At 67.8% G+C, this 17,494-nt stretch carries 16 protein-coding genes; 6 read left to right on the top strand and 10 right to left on the bottom strand.

Annotated features, from left to right (window positions below):
- Window positions 1–70: 70 nt before the first annotated feature.
- Together ACIRRA_RS41655 and ACIRRA_RS41650 are read right to left on the bottom strand one after the other, a co-directional pair.
- Window positions 71–1,066 carry an RNA polymerase subunit sigma-70 gene (locus ACIRRA_RS41655; RefSeq protein ID WP_402780227.1) on the bottom strand — a complete coding sequence of 332 codons (996 nt, stop codon included), beginning with the start codon at window positions 1,064–1,066 and terminating at the stop codon, window positions 71–73.
- 155 nt (window positions 1,067–1,221) lie between these two features.
- Window positions 1,222–2,214: an NADPH:quinone oxidoreductase family protein gene (locus ACIRRA_RS41650; protein ID WP_402780225.1), complete on the bottom strand. Its 993-nt coding sequence runs from the start codon at window positions 2,212–2,214 to the stop codon at window positions 1,222–1,224.
- A gap of 355 nt (window positions 2,215–2,569) precedes the next feature.
- Between ACIRRA_RS41650 and ACIRRA_RS41645 the strand changes: the two genes are divergently transcribed.
- The gene (locus tag ACIRRA_RS41645; protein WP_402780254.1) at window positions 2,570–3,931 is read left to right on the top strand and encodes a flavin monoamine oxidase family protein; all 1,362 of its coding nucleotides are present in this window, start codon (window positions 2,570–2,572) and stop codon (window positions 3,929–3,931) included.
- A gap of 188 nt (window positions 3,932–4,119) precedes the next feature.
- Here ACIRRA_RS41645 and ACIRRA_RS41640 read toward each other — a convergent pair whose 3' ends face one another.
- Together ACIRRA_RS41640 and ACIRRA_RS41635 are read right to left on the bottom strand one after the other, a co-directional pair.
- Window positions 4,120–5,202, bottom strand: a complete 1,083-nt coding sequence (locus ACIRRA_RS41640) for a hypothetical protein (protein WP_402780223.1) — start codon at window positions 5,200–5,202, stop codon at window positions 4,120–4,122.
- A 203-nt stretch (window positions 5,203–5,405) separates the two neighbouring features.
- Window positions 5,406–7,118, bottom strand: coding sequence for a PucR family transcriptional regulator (locus tag ACIRRA_RS41635; RefSeq protein WP_402780221.1), 1,713 nt, complete (start codon window positions 7,116–7,118; stop codon window positions 5,406–5,408).
- Window positions 7,119–7,349: 231 nt separating this feature from the next.
- On the opposite strand from ACIRRA_RS41635, the gene pruA reads away from it, so the two are divergent.
- From pruA to ACIRRA_RS41620, 3 genes are all read left to right on the top strand, one after another.
- The gene (gene pruA, locus ACIRRA_RS41630) at window positions 7,350–9,008 is read left to right on the top strand and encodes an L-glutamate gamma-semialdehyde dehydrogenase (protein ID WP_402780219.1); all 1,659 of its coding nucleotides are present in this window, start codon (window positions 7,350–7,352) and stop codon (window positions 9,006–9,008) included.
- Entirely contained in the window at window positions 9,008–9,967 is a 960-nt protein-coding gene (locus ACIRRA_RS41625; RefSeq protein ID WP_402780217.1) for a proline dehydrogenase family protein, read from the top strand. Before pruA ends, ACIRRA_RS41625 begins: the two co-directional genes overlap by 1 nt.
- A 339-nt stretch (window positions 9,968–10,306) precedes the next feature.
- Entirely contained in the window at window positions 10,307–11,734 is a 1,428-nt protein-coding gene (locus ACIRRA_RS41620) for an amino acid permease (protein WP_402780215.1), read from the top strand.
- 52 nt (window positions 11,735–11,786) lie between these two features.
- Here the strand turns inward: ACIRRA_RS41620 and ACIRRA_RS41615 are convergent, their stop codons facing one another.
- Window positions 11,787–12,263: a hypothetical protein gene (locus ACIRRA_RS41615; protein ID WP_402780213.1), complete on the bottom strand. Its 477-nt coding sequence runs from the start codon at window positions 12,261–12,263 to the stop codon at window positions 11,787–11,789.
- Window positions 12,264–12,517: 254 nt separating this feature from the next.
- Here ACIRRA_RS41615 and ACIRRA_RS41610 point away from each other — a divergent pair, with 254 nt between their 5' ends.
- On the top strand, window positions 12,518–13,345 hold the full coding sequence (locus ACIRRA_RS41610; protein WP_402780211.1) for an acyl-CoA thioesterase: 828 nt from the start codon (window positions 12,518–12,520) through the stop codon (window positions 13,343–13,345).
- A gap of 72 nt (window positions 13,346–13,417) precedes the next feature.
- Here ACIRRA_RS41610 and ACIRRA_RS41605 read toward each other — a convergent pair whose 3' ends face one another.
- From ACIRRA_RS41605 to ACIRRA_RS41590, 4 genes are all read right to left on the bottom strand, one after another.
- A complete protein-coding gene (locus tag ACIRRA_RS41605) occupies window positions 13,418–14,329 on the bottom strand; it encodes a DMT family transporter (protein ID WP_402780209.1) in 912 nt (303 codons plus the stop codon).
- A gap of 174 nt (window positions 14,330–14,503) precedes the next feature.
- On the bottom strand, window positions 14,504–15,178 hold the full coding sequence (locus tag ACIRRA_RS41600; RefSeq protein WP_402780207.1) for a class I SAM-dependent methyltransferase: 675 nt from the start codon (window positions 15,176–15,178) through the stop codon (window positions 14,504–14,506).
- Window positions 15,179–15,315: 137 nt separating this feature from the next.
- A complete protein-coding gene (locus ACIRRA_RS41595; protein ID WP_402780205.1) occupies window positions 15,316–15,528 on the bottom strand; it encodes a DUF397 domain-containing protein in 213 nt (70 codons plus the stop codon).
- Window positions 15,525–15,839, bottom strand: a complete 315-nt coding sequence (locus ACIRRA_RS41590) for a Scr1 family TA system antitoxin-like transcriptional regulator (protein WP_402780203.1) — start codon at window positions 15,837–15,839, stop codon at window positions 15,525–15,527. Before ACIRRA_RS41590 ends, ACIRRA_RS41595 begins: the two co-directional genes overlap by 4 nt.
- Window positions 15,840–16,151: 312 nt before the next feature.
- On the opposite strand from ACIRRA_RS41590, the gene ACIRRA_RS41585 reads away from it, so the two are divergent.
- Window positions 16,152–16,295 carry a hypothetical protein gene (locus ACIRRA_RS41585; protein ID WP_402780201.1) on the top strand — a complete coding sequence of 48 codons (144 nt, stop codon included), beginning with the start codon at window positions 16,152–16,154 and terminating at the stop codon, window positions 16,293–16,295.
- Window positions 16,296–16,428: 133 nt separating this feature from the next.
- On the opposite strand, the gene ACIRRA_RS41580 is transcribed toward ACIRRA_RS41585, so the two are convergent.
- Complete coding sequence (locus tag ACIRRA_RS41580) at window positions 16,429–17,256, bottom strand: alpha/beta fold hydrolase (protein ID WP_402780252.1); 828 nt, start codon at window positions 17,254–17,256, stop codon at window positions 16,429–16,431.
- Window positions 17,257–17,494: the final 238 nt, after the last annotated feature.

Genomic DNA, 17,494 nt, shown 5'->3' with positions numbered 1-17,494 from the left:
ATACATTTGCACCGTGCGGGGTTCGTGAAATCTCGGCAGCAGCGCCCGGTGGAAACCCTTTTCCACCGGCTCACTCCGCGAGCACCTCGGGGAAGCCGAACAATGCGACCAGCGCCGGGTCGTGGAACGAGATCACACCGCGGACACCGGCGGCGGTCGGTGCCAGGACCACGATGCCGTGACCGCGGAGCACACCATCGATGTCCCGGTGGTACTCGATGGCGGCGGGCTGCCCGTTGGCCGAGGTGGGTAGCATCCGCCAGTCGCCGGGCCGGCCCATCACGTAGGCGTCGAGCATGCTGATACAGTTCACCCGGCCCGCCTGCCAATGGCGGAACGGGGTCGCCTCCAGCGTGGCATCGGCGCGCAGCACCTGCTCCAGAAGAGCCGCGTCGGCGTGCTCGAAGGCGGCGATGTAGCCGTTGAGCAGTGCCTGCGCCCGCTGATCGGACGGTTCGAGCAATTCCTCTGGGCCCGAGGGCAATTCGTTCAAGCGGGCGCGGGCGCGCTGCAGGCCGCTCTTGACCGCTGCGGTTGTGGTGCCGAGGATTTCGGCGGTTTCGGAGGCGGAGAAGGACAGGACCTCACGCAGGATGAGGATGGCGCGCTGGCGGGCGGGGAGATGCTGGAGGCTCGCGATGAGGGCCAGGCGGAGTGACTCGCGGGCGACCACCGCTGCGGCCGGATCGTCCGCGGCCGGGGCGATCCAGCCGCCGGGGCATGGTTCGAGCCACGAAACCTCGCCCGGCGCAACGCGACTCGGTGCTCCCTCGGACCCGTCGGCGGGACCTCCCAGGCCCGAGGGCAGTACTCGGATGCGGCGCGGCTCGAGCGCCGACAGGCAGACATTGGTGGCGATCTTGTACAGCCAGGACCGAACCGAGGCGCGGCCCTCGAAAGCGGCGTAGGAGCGCCAGGCGCGCAGGTATGTCTCCTGGACCAGGTCTTCGGCGTCGTGGGCCGAGCCGACCATGCGGTAGCAGTGCGCCAGCAGTTCCCGGCGGAATTGCTCGGTTTCGGCGGTGAAGCGGTCCTGGTCGGCCGCCTCCAGCAGGTGCGCCGTCATGCCGCGAGTTTAGGCCGCCGCTGGGCTGCGGAATGTCTGGTTGTCATGGATGCTCCCTGTCCGGATCGTGCACCCGCTGATCGGGCTGTCACCCGTGACGACCGGGACGGCCGCTCAAAGGAATCGAAACCCAGGTCAGCGGGTGTCCGGGGTGGTCAGGGCAACAGGGCCAGTTTGCCGACGGTGGCGCGGGATTCCAATTCCGCGAGGACCTTCGGGCCGTCGGTGAGATCGTGCGTGGCTGGCCTGGTGGGAGTGAGGACGCCTGCGGCGATGAGCGCGAACATTTCGGCCACGACGCCGCCGAAGACATCGGGTGCGGTCTGGATGAGCACACCGATGTTGAGGCCGATGAGGTGAATCTGGTGCTTGTACACCAACTCCCAGTTGGTGATGGCGGTGTCGCCTCCTGCCGTGCCGTAGACGACGACCCGTCCGGTGACCCGTTTGGCCGCGGCGAGGCTGGCGGTGAAGGTCGCGCCACCGGCGGATTCGAGCACCAGGTCGGCTCCTGCGCCGCCGGTCAGCTCCAGGACCTGGGCGGCAACGTGCTCTGACCGCGAGTCCAGCACATGGTCGGCACCGAGTCCGCGCACGATTTCGTGTTTGCCCGGTGAGGCGGTGGCGACGACGGTCGCGCCGTAATGCTTTGCGATGGCCACTGCGGCCTGGCCGGTCGCGCCCGCCGCGGCATGGATGAGCACCGTCTCACCAGTGGCTATGCGGCCCAACGGTTTCAATGCGGCGAGCGCGGTGGGCCAGTTCACGACCAGTCCGAGTGCCTGCTCGGCGGTCCACCCGGCCGGGATCGGCACGGCCGAGGCAGCGCGCAGTACCGCGTATTCGGCGAATGCTCCAGGCCCGACGCCGACGACGCGGGCCCGCGGATTCAGTTCGGCCACTTCGTCTCCCATCGCGACGACCTCACCGGCGGCCTCGAACCCCGCTGTGTACGGTGGCCGTGGTCCGCCCAGGAATGTGCCGTGGGCCTGGGAGATGTCGGCGAAATTGACTCCGGCGGCGGCGACCCGGATCAGGACCTCGCCCGGACCGGGAACCGGTACCGGCGCGTCGGTGATCAGGCGCAGGTCCTGCGGGCCCTGCAGCGAGGTCTGCTGCAGAGCCCGCATGGTGGTGGGGACGTTCATGGCGATCAGCACTCCTTCTCGGCTTGTCACCAGGTAGACCGCCGCCACCCGAGAAAGGAATCGGCCGCCGGAACCGTTGGGGCGCTGGGCCGCTCCACTGCGGTCCGACCAGCAGACAGCGCTGGGCGCCGCTGCCTGGCGGTGCGCGGGCCCGCATAGAAGAAGGTGTTGGAACCGAACGACTCTCGACACTGACGGAGCGGGGGGCTGACGGCCGCCTGTGCTGTTTGCTATAAAATTGCTGGTTCGAGGTGTGGGTCCGATCGAAGGTGGTTCGCATCCGTGGAGTCGTGGGTGCGAGCAGTGCCGTGGCCCGATGGTGGCCAGGGGAACTTCAAGACGAAGGCGGCTCTCGATGACAGACTTCGACTATTGCGTAATCGGCGGCGGATTCGCGGGATTGACGGCTGCGTTGCGGCTGAAACAAGCGGAGCGATCGGTGGTGGTGCTGGAAGCCCGCGACCGGCTCGGCGGGCGCACATTCACCGAGGTGCGCGCGGACGGTTGCTGGATCGACCGTGGTGGTGCCTGGATAGGGCCGGGACAGGACCGCATCCATGCCCTGATGAACGAGCTCGGGGTACGGAGTTACCGGCAGTACACCGACGGTGAGGCCATGATGGTCGTCGACGGCAAGCAGTACCGCTACACCGGCACGATCCCGTGGACGATGAGCCCCTGGGCGTCGATGAATCTCGGCGCGAGCTTTGTCGAGCTGGGGCACATGTGCAAGTCGATCCCGCTCGAGGCGCCGTGGGAGGCGAAGAAGGCCGACAAGTGGGATCGGATCAGCCTGGCGCAGTGGCTGGATCGCACCGTCTGGTCCAAGCCCGCCTACGATCTGCTCGAGACCGCGATCGCAGGCAGTTACACCTCGGCCGCCTCGGAAGTGTCCATGCTTTTCGCGCTGTATCAGATGGCATCGGGAGGTGGGCCGAACTTCATGTTCGGCGTCAAGGGCGGCGCCCAGGACGCCCGGCCCGTCGGGGGCATGGGTGCGATCTACGGGCCGATGGCGGCCGAGCTCGGCGACTCGATTCGCCTGTCGCAGCCGGTGCGCAGTATCGAGCAGGACGCTGCCGGGGTGCGGGTGCATGCGGATGGATCGACGGTGCGTGCACATCGGGCGATCGTGGCCGTCCCCCTGGCGATTGCCGGTCAGATCCGGTACGAGCCGATGTTGCCGGTCGATCGCTCGCTCCTGCATCAGCGGGTGCCCAGTGGCGCGATCATCAAGATTTCCGTCGTGTACGACGAGCCGTTCTGGCGGCGCGACGGATTGTCGGGTCAGTCGCTCGCGCCGGGGTCGCCGGCCACCGTCACCATCGACGGCTGCACCGACACCGGGCGGCCCGGGGTCCTGTGCGTCATTTCCGAGGGGCCCATCGCACGGCAGATCGGTCGGCTCGATGCCGCCGAACGCAGGACGGCGATACTCCACGAATTGGTCACGCGATTCGGCGAAAAAGCCGGTTTCCCGGTCGACTACATCGAGCAGGACTGGAGTGCCGAGCGCTATTCCGGTGGTGGGATGCTCAGTCACACACCGACCGGTGTGCTCACCCAGTTCGGCCGTACGCTGCGCGAACCGTGCGGCCGTATCCACTGGGCCGGAACCGAGAGCTCGGCCGTCATGTGCGGCTGGGTCGACGGAGCCATTCGCTCGGGTGAACGTGCTGCGAGCGAAGTGCTGCAGCACGAACTCGCCGCGGTCTGAGGTCGGCCGACCTGAAGCTCTTGTGCGGCAAGGGTATTACTCGACTCGGGAGCCGTGGCGCGTGGTCGGAGCGCGGATTGCATGGTCCAGAGGGCTATGGAGCGACGTCGTCTTCGACCACGACGCCATGAAGTACGGGGTGCGGTCGCTGCCCGTCGCCTCGTGATGCGGTGACCGGTGCCCTGCCGTCAGGGCAGGGCATGCAGCCAGAGCCTGCTGCGGTCGGCCTCGGTGGTGGCCAGCAGCAGGGCGGTGGGCAGCGCGATCATGCGGGCGACGGGAGCGCTCTCGGGTAGGTAAATCTGTTGCCATCCAGTGCAATTCGGCGTCATCGAGGCCAGCTGCACGACGTGGTCGAGCGCGACGAGACTCAATACGCGTGACGCGGTCGGCAGTACCTGCAGAACGTCGACCGATCCCGTGCCTGGGAGGGGTACGGGATCGGCGTCGTCCGACGGCCAGCACAGTACATGCGGTGTGGCGCCGATGGATTGGCCGAGCACCGTGCAGTCGGTATTGCCACAGCCGATGCGCGCGGCGACGGCATTCGCGCCGGGCAGCTCGTGACGCTGCCATCCGAAGCCGTCGGGTGAGTTCCATTCCAGTGGCCGAAGGATGTTGTCGCGCAGGGTTTCCCCGACGATGACGAAGCCCTGCGCGCCGGTGCCGACCCCGGCCACGCCGGTCTGTTCGCCGGGTGCGGACGACAGCGCCGGATCGTCCGCGTGCCGCTGCCAGTCGGCGCCGTCGGCGGAGGTCCAGAAGGCGGCGCCGTAGCGGCCGTTGTCGCCGTCCCAGCCGCCCACCAGCAGATCGGTGCCGCCGCGCGCGGCCGCCGCGGTCACCGCAATGGCGTGGGGGCCGCCGAACATCTCCATGGCCTGAGCGTGTTCGGCGAGGCCCCGGCCGTCGCCGCTCCAGATGGTCATGCGCGGATTGCTGTGCGCGCCACCGAAAGCCTGACCCAGCACCACGGTGTGCGTGCCGGTACCCGCCGAAATCAGTTCTGCCAGTGCGCCGTACGGGCTGTCGGGGCGTACGGGGACCGATGTCCAGCGAGTGCCGTCGGGGGAGGACCAGGCGGCCGGGGCGCGTCCGTCGCCGGCCGGAATCGAGCCCAGTGCGAGCACGCCGCCCGCGATCGGCGCAAACTCCAGCACCCGCGCCCCGTGCTGCGGCAGCGATACCTCGCGCCAGGGTGAATCCGCTTGCCGCGCAGCACACCCGGCTGCCAGCACGAGCACGGCGACCAGGACGATTGACCACCTCATTGGAACAGGGTGCCAGAACGACCCTCGCGATATGTCGGTTGCGCGCGTTTCCCGCGGTCCCGAACCGCCGCGCCGAGGCAAATCCGGCCCGCGCACCAGACGGCGCGTGACGACTTCTCCTCGAGGCAAGAGGATCTCCATCAATCGTGGCCGATTCTGGAAGCGGCGCTGACGGAATAGACCGTACTGCGCTGGATGGTTGCTCAGTGCCGGGTCGGCCGGTGCCGACTCCGGTCCGCGCCGCGGCGGTGGTGGGCCAGTTGCAGTTCGAGCAGTAGGCGATCGGCCGGGTCGTCGAGGTCGATGCCGGTGATGTCCTGGGCGCGGCGCAGGCGGTAGCGCAGCGTGTTCGGGTGGATACGCAACGCGGTGGCCGCGGCCCGCACGTCGCCGTGATGGCGCAGGTAGTGGTCGACGCTGGCCTCGAGTTGTGCGGCGTGACCGCGGTCGTAGTCGAACAGGGCGGTCAGGCGCGGGTCCTCGAGTTCGGGGCGGGCGGCGATGAGATCGAGGATCTCGCCGAGCAGTACGGCTGTACGGGATTCGGCGAGGGTGGTGACCCGATCCTTCGGAAAGCCCGCCGCGGTGCTGTCCAGGACGCGGTCCACCTCGAGGCGGGCGCGGGCGACGTCGGTCAGCTCGGCGACCGGAACGGCGATGGCGGCGCGCAGGATCGGGGCGCCGGTGGATTCCAGCTGGTCGACCAGCTGCCGGGTCCAGGCGGTGACCGCGCGGGCCGAGTGGTAGCGGGGGAGCAGGATGTAGGCGCGGTCGCCGATGAGAGTCGCCAGCGAATCGCGACGGAAGGCACTGGCGCGCAAGCGAAGTGTGCTGCCCAGCGCCGACAGCTCCGCGGCGGCGGGGGTCGCGCCGGTGGAGGCGAAACCGATGAGCGCGGCCGGGCCGGAAACCGGTATCCCCAGCGCACTCGCCACCGACGGCACATCGACCCCGCCGCCGCGCGCACCGAACAGCCGCTGGATCAGCAGGACCTCGGTGGACGGTGCGTCCAGGCTGCGGGAGATGATCCGCGCGGCAATGGCCGACGCGCCCCGCAGCACCTCGTCCGCGTCGGACTTGAACGGCCGCTCGCCCTCCTGCAGCCAGATCGATCCGAGCACGGTGGCGGCGCTGTCCTCGCCCGGCCGCCGAATCCCCACGGCCAGTCGGTGTTTGATGTCGAGCTCGGCATGCGCGGGCAGGTCGACCACCTCGTCGGTGTGCCGCAGCCGGTCGAAGACACCCCATTGCTGCAGGATCCGCAAATACTCGCGCGGCCCCTCCCGACCCAGGATGGATTGGATCCGCAGCCGGTCCGCGGCATCGTTGGAGGCCGAGTAGGCGAGCACGTGCGAGTGCGCGTCCTCGATGGTGACCATGCCGCCCGCGTTCTGCGCGATGATCTGCGCCAGCCCGAACAGGTCGGTGTCCGCAGCCAGCAGATCCTGGTCCGCGCTGTCGCGGGCCGGGCCCGTGCGATCCAGCATCCGCCGGATCAGCGGGTACACGTGATCCCACCGGGCCTGCGGATGCACCCCTACCACCGCCACCCCCGCCCGCAGCGCGGCCCGCCGCAACCCGGCCGCCGCGGACGCCGACTTGGACAGCACCGCGCCGGGCCGCTGCGCCGGCGCCCGCTGGGCGACCTCCTCGAGCCACCGCACGGCCTCGGCCTCGGCGATCCCCACGTGCAGGTACATCTCCGACATGGGCGCGTGCGCAACGGTTTCCGAGCTCAGGTCCGAACTGTCGACCAGCGCCACCGACCGGATGACCACCTCGTCCCCGAGCGGTGCGTCGACCAGTTCGACGAGCGTCGTGCCCAGTGCCCCGAGCAGTTCCCGCAGCGCTACTCCGGTTCGGTCGAGCTCGGCGGCCCGCAGTCCGGTGGAGGTGCGGCGTTCGTCTGCGGTCATGCTGTCTCCAGTGTTCAAAGCCTGGTACTGCCGCGCCGACATGCTCGGCCAGGCGGGGTCGTGGCCGGAACAGCGCCATCGATCCGGCGCGAGGGCGTCAGCGAGGTTCAGCCGAACGTACAACAGGTTCGGTGGCTCTTTGGCCGATCGGCTCAATATCCGTGAGGCGATTCGGGGTTGACTCGGCGTACTCGCCCGGTGACACGGGCCACAATCCGCCAGGAGGTCGTCATGGACGCCATCACAGTCACTCCGTCGCCGGTGAACGAACCGGTGGGGACCTTCGCACCCGGCACCCCGGAGCGCGCGCGGTTGCGGGCCAAGCTCACCGAACTCGCCGCGACGCCGCTCGAGATCCCACATGTGATCGGTGGACGGGAGCGGCGGAGTGCGGGGGAGGTGGTGGATGTCGTGCAGCCGCACCGGCATTCGGCGGTGCTCGGGACCATCACGGTGGCCGAGGCGCAAGATGCGGCCGATGCCATCGAGGCAGCTGCCGCTGCGGCTCCGGAGTGGCGGGCGCTGTCGTTCGATGAGCGGGCGGCGGTATTCCTGCGGGCCGCGGATCTGCTGGCGGGACCGTGGCGGGAGACGGTGTCGGCGGCAACCATGCTGGGGCAGTCGAAGACCGCGTATCAGGCCGAGATCGACGCGCCGTGTGAGCTGGTGGATTTCTGGCGGTTCAATGTGCACTTCGCGCGCGGAATCCTGGCCGGGCAGCCGATCTCGACGCCGGGGGTGTGGAATCGGGCGGAGTACCGGCCGCTGGAGGGGTTCGTGTACGCGGTCACGCCGTTCAATTTCACCGCCATCGCGGCCAATCTGCCGACCGCGCCGGCGCTGATGGGCAACACGGTGGTGTGGAAACCCTCGCCCACACAGGCGTTTTCGGCGTATTGGACAATGCGCCTGCTGGAGGAGGCGGGCCTGCCGCCGGGCGTGATCAATCTGGTGCACGGGCACGGTCCGGAGGTATCGGCCGTGGCGCTGGCGGATCGGCGGCTGGCGGGCATTCACTTCACGGGTTCGACGGGGACGTTCCAGCGGCTGTGGCGCACGGTGGGGGAGAACATCGCCGGGTACGACACCTATCCGCGGCTGGTCGGCGAGACCGGTGGCAAGGATTTCGTGGTCGCGCACAGTTCGGCGGATCCGGATGTGTTGAGTACGGCGCTGATCCGCGGGGCGTTCGACTACCAGGGGCAGAAGTGTTCGGCGGCGTCGCGCGCGTTCATTCCGAAATCGGTGTGGTCGCGCATGTCCGGGGACTTCCTGGGCAGGGTGTCGGAGCTGACCTACGGCGACGTCACGGATTTCACGAATTTCGGTGGGGCGCTGATCGATCGGCGCGCCTTCGACCGCAATGCGGACGCCCTCGCCCGGGCCAAGGCGACACCCACTCTGACCGTGCTCGCCGGTGGGCGTGCCGACGACAGTGTGGGTTACTTCGTCGAGCCGGCCGTCCTGCTGGGCGAGGATCCGGGTGACGAGGCGTTCCGGACCGAGTACTTCGGGCCGATTCTGGCCGTGCACGTCTATGACGACGCGACGCCGGACGGGTTCGACGCGGTGCTGGATCTGGTCGATCGCGGGTCGTCGTACGGACTCACCGGCGCGGTGATCGCCGACGACCGGACGGCGGTCGCGAAGGCGTCCGAGCGACTTCGGTACGCGGCGGGCAATTTCTACATCAATGACAAGCCGACCGGCGCGGTGGTCGGACAGCAGCCCTTCGGCGGCTCGCGGGGCTCCGGCACGAACGACAAGGCCGGGTCAGCGCAGAACCTGCTGCGCTGGACCTCGGCGCGCACGATCAAGGAGACGTTCGTGCCGCCGACCGATCACCGGTATCCGCATCAGGCCGTGGCGACGGAAGCGGGGGAGCGCTGATGTTCACGACCGTGCTGCGTCCGGCGCTGCTGGCGGCCTCGCGGTCGCCGCGGGTGGAACGGACGGTGACCGGGCTGCCGTCGACCCGGAAGATGGTGCGGCGCTTCGTCGCCGGGGAATCAGAGGCGGATGCCGCGGCGGCCACCGGGACGCTGCTCGAATCCGGGCGATACGTCAGCCTCGACTATCTGGGCGAGGACACCACCGACCTCGCGCAGGCGCGTGCCACCGTCGCGCACTACCTCGCCCTGCTCGAAACCCTGGGCGATCTGCCCGGTTCCACGGGAGAGGTGCGGCCGTTGGAGGTTTCGCTCAAGCTCTCCGCGCTTGGACAGGCGCTACCAAGAGACGGTCACGCCATCGCTCTCGAACACGCCCACAAGATCTGCACCGCCGCCGCGACGGCGGGGGTCTGGGTCACCGTGGACGCCGAGGACCACACCACCACCGATTCCACCCTGTCCGTCGTGCAGGCGCTACGGGCGGACTTCCCCTGGGTGGGCACGGTTCTGCAGGCGTATCTGCGGCGCACCGAGGGCGACTGCCGCGACCTGTCCGGTCCCGGATCGCGAATCCGCCTGTGCAAAGGCGCCTATCGCGAACTCGCCGGGGTCGCGTACCAGGGGCGCGACGAGGTGGGCGCGTCCTATCTGCGCTGCCTCGACATCCTCATGCGCGGCCTGGGTTATCCCATGGTGGCCACCCACGACCCGGTCATGCTCGATGCCGCCGCCCACTACGTGCGCGCGGCGCGGCGGGCGCCGGACCGCTTCGAATTCCAGATGCTCTACGGCATCCGCGGCGACGAGCAGCAGCGGCTGGTCGCCACGGGCGCGCACCTGCGCACCTACGTGCCCTACGGCGACCAGTGGTACGGCTACTTCATGCGCCGATTGGCCGAGCGCCCGGCCAATCTCGCGTTCTTCCTGCGCTCGTTCGGACCGGGCGCAGGACGCTGAGGATTTCCAGTCCCGGGGGCCATAGTTCCCGGCCTTCAGGTTTGCCGATTCCGCCGCATCGTGTAGGTATGGGCCGATCAACTCGGCGACCTCGACTACCGAAACCCCCGAGCCACAGGGCGTTCCGCGCGGCAGCGGCTCGGACGACGCGGCCGGTAGGCGCACTACACAACACACACGCCGACCACGAGAGCTTTGGCCGATAAGACGACGATTCTGAACTTTATTTAACCAACAGCCCGATCACAGCGTGGGCCGTGGTCGGATTAGCTGAGCTAGCTCTTGTGTGACCTGCGCCACCGCATCGGAGCGGGGCGCGGCGGAACGAAAGGATCCCGCATGTCCATTGCGGAGTTACGCGGCCAGATCTTGCGTCGCAAACCGATCTCTGAGGTGGAGGACGACACACCCGCGGACGAGCGGCTGTCCAAGCAGCTCGGGTTATGGCAGCTGACGGCCATCGGGGTGGGCGGCATCATCGGCGCCGGCATCTTCGCCCTGGCCGGGTCGGTCGCACACAATACGACCGGGCCCTCGGTCCTCATCTCGTTCCTGATCGCGGGAGTGGCCAGTGCGTGTGCGGCACTCTGCTACGCGGAATTCGCGGGCATGGTGCCCAGGGCGGGGTCGGCCTACACCTACGGGTATGTGTCGCTGGGTGAGCTGGCGGGCTGGTTCATCGGGTGGGATCTGTTGCTCGAGTACGTGGCGGTGGCGGCGGTGGTCGCCATCGGCGTGTCCGGGTACTTCAACTTCCTGCTCGATCAGATCGGAATCACCTTGCCGCACTGGATGCTCGGGGCTTCCGGCACCGGGGGCGGGCATGTGGTGGATGTGTTCGCGATCCTGTTCTGTCTGGGCAGCGCGTGGGTGCTGTCGCGCGGTATCAAGAGCGTGGGACGGTTCGAGACCGTCGCGGTGGGGATCAAGGTGGCGATCGTGCTGCTGATCATCGTGCTCGGCCTGTTCAAGATCGACAGCGCGAACTACCACCCGTACTTCCCGTTCGGCACCGGCGCGGTATGGACGGGCGCTGCCACGGTGTTCTTCGCCGTCTTCGGCTACGACGCCATGAGCACCGCGGCCGAGGAGTCCACCGAGGCGAAAAAGCATCTGCCCAAGGCGATCATCTACTCGCTGGCCATCGCCATGGTGCTGTACGTGCTGGCCACGCTGGTGCTCACCGGCATGCAGAAGTACACCGAGATCAGCCCGACCTCCGGGTTCTCGACCGCGTTCAAATCCGTGGGGATGCCGGGCATCGCGAACATCATCGCGATCGGCGCCATCGTCGGCATCATCACCGTGGTGCTCACCTTCATGCTGGGCGTGACCCGCGTCTGGTACGCCATGAGCCGCGACGGGCTGCTGCCGGAATGGTTCGCCAAGACCCATCCCACCCGCAAGGTGCCCACCCGGGTGACCTGGATCGTGGGCGCCGGCTCTGCGATCCTGGCCGGGCTGCTGCCCATCAATACCGTTGCGGAGTTGACCAATATCGGCATCCTGATGGCGTTCATCGTGGTCAGCGTGTCGGTGATCGTGCTCCGCTACACGCGGCCCGACGAGCCGCGCGAATTCCGGCTGCCGCTCATGCCGGTGGTGCCCGTCGTGGGCATCGGCTTCTCCATCTATCTGATCTGGTCGCTGCCCTGGGAAACCTGGGTGCGCTTCGTGGCATGGCTGGTGGTCGGACTCATCGTGTACTTCGGCTACTCCCGCTTCAATTCCCGCCTGGGCCACCCGACCGCGATCGAAAACGCCTGAGCCGCAAAAACTCCGGGCGGCGCCCCGACGCCAGCGCCGCCCGGACCCCGACTCAGACCTCGTTGCGCTGCCTGCCGATCAGCAGCACGATCGTCAGCAGCGGAAAGGGGACGAGTTGCAGGTTGAAGGCCATGCTGGGCGGGGGCTCGTTGTAGAACGCGTCGATCGGAATGGCCGCGAGAGTCCACGCCACTGCCTGGCCGAGCACGACCAGTGCCGAGGTGCCGATCACCAGCAGACGTCCGATCCGCAGGCGGACCAGCATCAGCACCACTCCGACCACCAACAGCAATGCCACCAGGCCGAACGACACCATCGCCAGTTCTATGGCGTGGTCGGCGGTCATCGATCCCCAGAAGGGTGCGCCGTCGAACTTCGGTTCGGCGGCGTTCATCATTTCGATGAACGCCTCGATGACCCATCCGAAAGCGCCGGCCGACGCCAGCAGCACGGCGATCCACCGCCGGTATTCCCGGCTCGCCCGCCAGAAACCGGTGGATTCCCCTGTCGCGGACTTGCTTTCGATCACCAAGGCGTCCCTCCCGTGCCGCCGTCCTCCTCGGTACCGACGACACTAACCGCCGAGTGCGACGAAGGATCGAGGGAAGTGTGGAGATCCTGTGGTGAAACTGCTTCCGGGTCAGGCGGATACGTGCCCGGCGATCGGGCCGCCGGGCAGCGCTCTATAACGGTCGTTATAGTCGACGGAGGCTATTCTTCGACAAGACGGAGGGCCACGCGCTCGCGCGCACGAATCTGCACCTGTTGGAAGGAGAATTCGTCTTGGGGTCGACCACAACCCTCGAGCACCCGTTCGATACCGCCACGGCGCTGACGCCGGATGGGGAGGGCCGCTTTCTCGGCCACACCGCGGCCGACTACTCGAACATGGTGGGCCCCTTCGGCGGGATCACGGCCGCCACCATGCTGCGGGCCGTTCTCGACGACCCGCGCTGCGCGGGCAGTCCGCTGTCGCTCACGGTCAACTACGCCGGGCCCATCGCCACGGGACCGTTCACCATCGACGCCGAGCCCGTGCGGACCAATCGCACCACCCAGCACTGGGTGGTGACCATGAGGCAGGACGACACCGTGGCCACCACCGCGACCGTGGTGTGCGCGCTGCGTCGCCCGACCTGGTCCGACACCGAGATCAGCCCGCCCGCCGCGCCCGCGCCGGACTCCCTCGAGGTGGCGGAACTGCCCGAATCGCCTGCGTGGCTGCGGAATTACGAGATGCGATTCGTGGCGGGCGGCGGGCCGTTCGCCGGGGGCGATGACGGCGCACCGGCCCCGACATCCGCCTCCACCCTGTGGGTTCGGGACACGCCTGCGCGCTCGCTGGACTTTCCGGCCGTGGCGGCGATGAGCGATATCTTCTTCCCGCGCGTCATGCTGCGCCTGGGCCGGATGGTCCCCGCGGGCACCGTCTCGCTCACCGTCTACTTCCACGCCGAGCTCGACCCGCTCGCCGATCCCGGACGGTTCGTTCTCGCGACCGCCCGGGCACAACACTTCGGCAATGGCTTCTTCGACCAGTCGGCCCACCTGTGGACCGATGAAGGCACTGCGCTGGCCACGAGTCACCAGCTCGTGTACTTCAAGGACTGACTCACCACACCTCGGGCAGCAGTCCGCATGCCCCGGCCACAAATGACGGAAATGGGTGGGGAGCAGCTGCTTTCACCGTTTGGCGGGGAATGTCAGGGCGGCTAGACCGGCACCGAGGACGATCAGGCCGCACCAGGACGGCAGGGGCAGGCGCTCGCCGACGATGGTGACGCCGAGCAGGGTGGCGACGGCAGGCTCGGCGAGCGTGAGGGTAGTGGCGGACGCGACAGTGGTGTGCCGCAGGCCGTATCCGAACAGGCGGTACGCGAGGAACGTCGTGAAGAACGCGAGGTGCAGGGCGACCGCCAGGCCACGCGGAGTGTCCAGCCAGATCGGGCCGGAGGTTGCGACCACGGGCAGGACCAGGACAGCGGCGAGACCGAACATGACGCCCATGACCGAGCCGGAGGCGTGGCCGCGGGTAATGAGGGTGCCGCCGATCAGCGAGTAGACGGCGTAGGTCAGGCCCGCGCAGGCTGCGAGCAGAATGCCGAGCAGGTCGATCGGGGTCGCAGTGCCGAATCGCGGCCCCATAACCAGTGCGGCGCAACCGATTACGGCCAGCCCGGTGGCGGCATACCATCGCGCCGGCGGTCGCCCTCGGCCGGTGAGCCACGCCAGCAGGCCCGCGAAGACCGGGGCGCTCCCGAGTGCGATGACCGTGGCCACGGCCACGCCGGTACGGGCCACGGCCGGATAGAAGGTGACCGGGTACCCTGCCACGGCACCCGCGCCGAGCAGCAGCAGCCACCGTTCCGGCACGGCTGCGCGCATCCGATGCCCGCGGCCGGTGACGAACAGCAGCAGTCCGCCGAGAGTCAAGCCGGCCGAACCGATTGCGGCAGCGGATGTTCCGGCCGGAGCCAGCGATGCCGCGGTACCGGTGGTGCCCCACAGCACCGATGCGGCGAGGATCGGCGCACTACCGCGCCAGGAGGTCGAAGGGGTGTGTTCAGGGGTCAGCGTGGACGTGCGTTCGGACACTGTCGAGTACTCCGTCGTCGAATTCCGAAGGGAGAAGGAATCGAAACGGGCGCACGACGAATCCGGGCTGCCGTCGGAGGTCAGCCGGAACGCGAAACGAAAGTCTGCCGCTGCGCCCGATCAGGCGGCCGGCGGCGGCGTGACGGAGTGCCAGAACGTACCCATGGGTCGAGACTACCCAACAGCCTCGCACCCCGCCCGCCCGGTGGTGGCCGTTCCGGGGGCTGCGGCGCGCTTCAGGATGATCAGCGGGGTGAGGTAGTGCTCGAGTACGTGCCCGCCGAGGGTGTGTACCGCGCGGGCCGCCTCGTCGACTTCGGCGGCCGTCCAGTCGCTGAAGGTGGTGAACAGATCGTGGATCTGGTCGACGCTCAGTTCGATTGTCCAGGAGAACCGTTCGACATGGGCAGCGACGAAGTGCCCACTGCCGGTCAGGCGGCGCACCCATGCCTCGGTGTCGAAGTCCGACGGTCCGCGCGGCGGGGAGTGGCCGCCGCGACGCGCGACGATCTCGGCTATTCGCCGCCGGAATGGCGTGGCAACGGCCGACGGGTCGCCGAAGACGTGACGCCACACCGCGAAATGACCATCAGTGACCAGCGCGCGGTGAATTCTCGGCAACACCACGTCGAGATCGAACCAGTGGATGGCCGTCGCCGCGACGGCCAGATCGAAGGCGGCGGACGGCAAGGGCGCTGTTTCGGCGCTGTCGATGATCACGGACGCTTCCGGCCATCGACGCTGCAGACGGGCGGCCAGGCCCTGCCCCGGCTCCACAGCGGTGACAGCGGCACCGGCCTGCAGCATCGGACCCGTCGCCAATCCGGTGCCGGCGCCGAGCTCGATCACCCGGACGCCGCACCGCAGCAACCTGAACTCCCACAACCGTTTCCACAGTGCGGCCGGGTAATCAGGTCGAGCGCGATCGTAGATCTCTGCATGGGCATCGAAATGCCACGGACCGAGCCCTCGACCTTCCCCGGACATCAGCCGAGATCGAACTTCCCGGCTCGCACCGCAGCGTTGAAGACGTCCCACGCGGCCGGAGCGAAGACCAGTACGGGGCTCGAATCTCCAAGCTTCGAATCCCGGACGGCGACCCGGCCACCGTGGAGGTGCGCGGCTTCCACGCATTCGCCGCCCGGACCGGTGCTGTAGGCGCTCTTGAACCAGGACACCCTGGGCAGGTCACTGTTCACGCTCTGAACTCCTTGGCCATCGACAGCATCCGCCGCCGAGTTGTGTCCGGATCCAACGCTACTCGGCTGATCTCGGTGAACGCATTGCTATGGCGCGTAAGCTCGCCCTCGCGTTCCCGGTAGAGATCCCCTGCACAGCCCTCCACGAAGACAACCGGAGGTGGAACCAAGCCGGTTACCGAGAGCTTGGGGAACTCGAGCAGGGCAAACGAACCCACAAGGGATCCGAGATGCCCGCAGGGGTTGAACGAGCGCACCTCGATCGGCTTTGAAAGAGTCCGTGCCGTTTCGAACCGCGCACTATGCGGCATTACAGCGCGTCGCGAGCAGCGCAGATCGACCTCATCGGCCGCAGAATTTCATACCTGACGTACCCGCAGGTCGCCGGTCAGCATCGGCAGTGCGAATTCGCCGCTGGCGGTTTCTGACCTGCTGGCGAGGTAATCGCGGATGCGGCCCAGGGTTGCCTGCGCCGTCATAGAAGCACAAGAACTACATCGGCGAGCAAAGCGCGCTCATGGCCGGAAGTTCGAAGTGCGTTGGGAGGCTATGGATAGGCCGGACTGGTGGCCGGCCGAGGTCACCGGTGCAGGTCCACCGCTCAGTGATGTTACCGACAACCGATGAACAAGCTGGACGTGGCCGGTCGCTGCCTCGCAACCGATGAGACCCGCCAGCTTTACTGCGAACCAGGTGCCAACGCCCTCACCGTGCTGTACTACACAATGTTCAGGCGCCGACGCTACATCAAGCTGCGCCCCGCATAACTCCGTCGCTCATCGGCAGTTGCGGACGTTCCGCCGACCTCGGATCGGCACGGCCAGTTGATCTTCCGGCGCCCCGCGCTGGCCGGCTCGGTCAGCGCGGTATGCGGCAGTAGCGGATGTTCTCGAGGTGACTTCAGCTGGCGTGGACGACTGGTTCTGTTGCTGTGCGGCGGATTTCGGCAGCTACTCTGTCCGGGGCCTCGAGCATCGGTACGTGTCCCACATCGGGCAGCATGACCACCCGACGGCTGGCTGAAGGTGTGACCAGTTGTGCACCGAAGCGCGAGGGCGGGATCACGCGGTCACGGGCGCTGAAGACGAGTGTGGTCGGTGTGGTGATCCGGTCGAGAATCTCCAGCGCGGTGTCGGTCGGCCATATTGCCTTGATGTCTCGCGCGGTGCAGTATCCGGCCGATTGCATGGCGATCGCAGCCAGATCGGACGCGACGAGTCCTGGCCGGTGGCAGAACGTGCGCATCGTGGTGACCTTGCCGATAGCGGCCAGCGTCGGGTTCGCGAAGCCCCGCGACAGGGGTGCGAGGTGGGCGCCGAGCTGGAACTTCCGTCGGAGCCGGTCGGCGTGACGGCTGCCGCGCGACCATAGTCCCGCCGAGGCGATGGCAGTCACACTGCGCGCCCGGCCACGTTGGGCGAGCTCGAGTGCAATCCATCCTCCCAGGGAATTGCCGGCGATGTGCGCTGTCTCCCAGCCGGTCTCGTTCATCAGTGTTTCGATATGGTCGGCTCCTGCGGCAACGGTCAGTGGCCGGTCGCCGACAGGGCCTCCCCAGTGGAACGGGAGAGTCGGTGCGAGAATGTCGAACTCGTTCGACAACTCGTCGATCACCCCGCTCCAGCAGTGCCATGTCTGCGTGAACGCGTGTAGCAGCAGAAGGGGTTCACCTGAACCGCTCCTGCTGAGCCTCGCTGGTGTCGCCGAAGAGTTCGCTGCATCGTTCACGCGCGTCCTCCGCCCCCTTCCGTTCTTCCCCAACGCGATTCAGAGTCGCGACCTGCCTCGGCACTCCACCGAGCGAAGGCTCAGGACGATGCTACAAACGAGCTCACGCGATGTCTACTACAACTTGTAGTTGAATTCTGCGTTGTCAACGGCATGCCAATTCGGGATCTGGCACAAATTTCGTGATGCGGTTGGCCGAGCTGCTCAGTCACTCAACAGGATTCGCTTTCGGAGAAGG

The organism is Nocardia sp. NPDC101769, assembly GCF_044766925.1.
Lineage (GTDB): Bacteria > Actinomycetota > Actinomycetes > Mycobacteriales > Mycobacteriaceae > Nocardia.
This window is presented reverse-complemented; position numbering and strand designations above follow the sequence as displayed.

What these genes read in the sequence shown, in the direction of transcription:
- ACIRRA_RS41655 (WP_402780227.1), bottom strand. Translation starts at nt 1,066, where the DNA reads ATGACGGCGCACCTGCTGGAGGCGGCCGACCAGGACCGCTTCACCGCC.
- ACIRRA_RS41650 (WP_402780225.1), bottom strand. Translation starts at nt 2,214, where the DNA reads ATGAACGTCCCCACCACCATGCGGGCTCTGCAGCAGACCTCGCTGCAG.
- ACIRRA_RS41645 (WP_402780254.1), top strand. Translation starts at nt 2,570, where the DNA reads ATGACAGACTTCGACTATTGCGTAATCGGCGGCGGATTCGCGGGATTG.
- ACIRRA_RS41640 (WP_402780223.1), bottom strand. Translation starts at nt 5,202, where the DNA reads ATGAGGTGGTCAATCGTCCTGGTCGCCGTGCTCGTGCTGGCAGCCGGG.
- ACIRRA_RS41635 (WP_402780221.1), bottom strand. Translation starts at nt 7,118, where the DNA reads ATGACCGCAGACGAACGCCGCACCTCCACCGGACTGCGGGCCGCCGAG.
- pruA (WP_402780219.1), top strand. Translation starts at nt 7,350, where the DNA reads ATGGACGCCATCACAGTCACTCCGTCGCCGGTGAACGAACCGGTGGGG.
- ACIRRA_RS41625 (WP_402780217.1), top strand. Translation starts at nt 9,008, where the DNA reads ATGTTCACGACCGTGCTGCGTCCGGCGCTGCTGGCGGCCTCGCGGTCG.
- ACIRRA_RS41620 (WP_402780215.1), top strand. Translation starts at nt 10,307, where the DNA reads ATGTCCATTGCGGAGTTACGCGGCCAGATCTTGCGTCGCAAACCGATC.
- ACIRRA_RS41590 (WP_402780203.1), bottom strand. Translation starts at nt 15,839, where the DNA reads ATGCCGCATAGTGCGCGGTTCGAAACGGCACGGACTCTTTCAAAGCCG.
- ACIRRA_RS41585 (WP_402780201.1), top strand. Translation starts at nt 16,152, where the DNA reads ATGAACAAGCTGGACGTGGCCGGTCGCTGCCTCGCAACCGATGAGACC.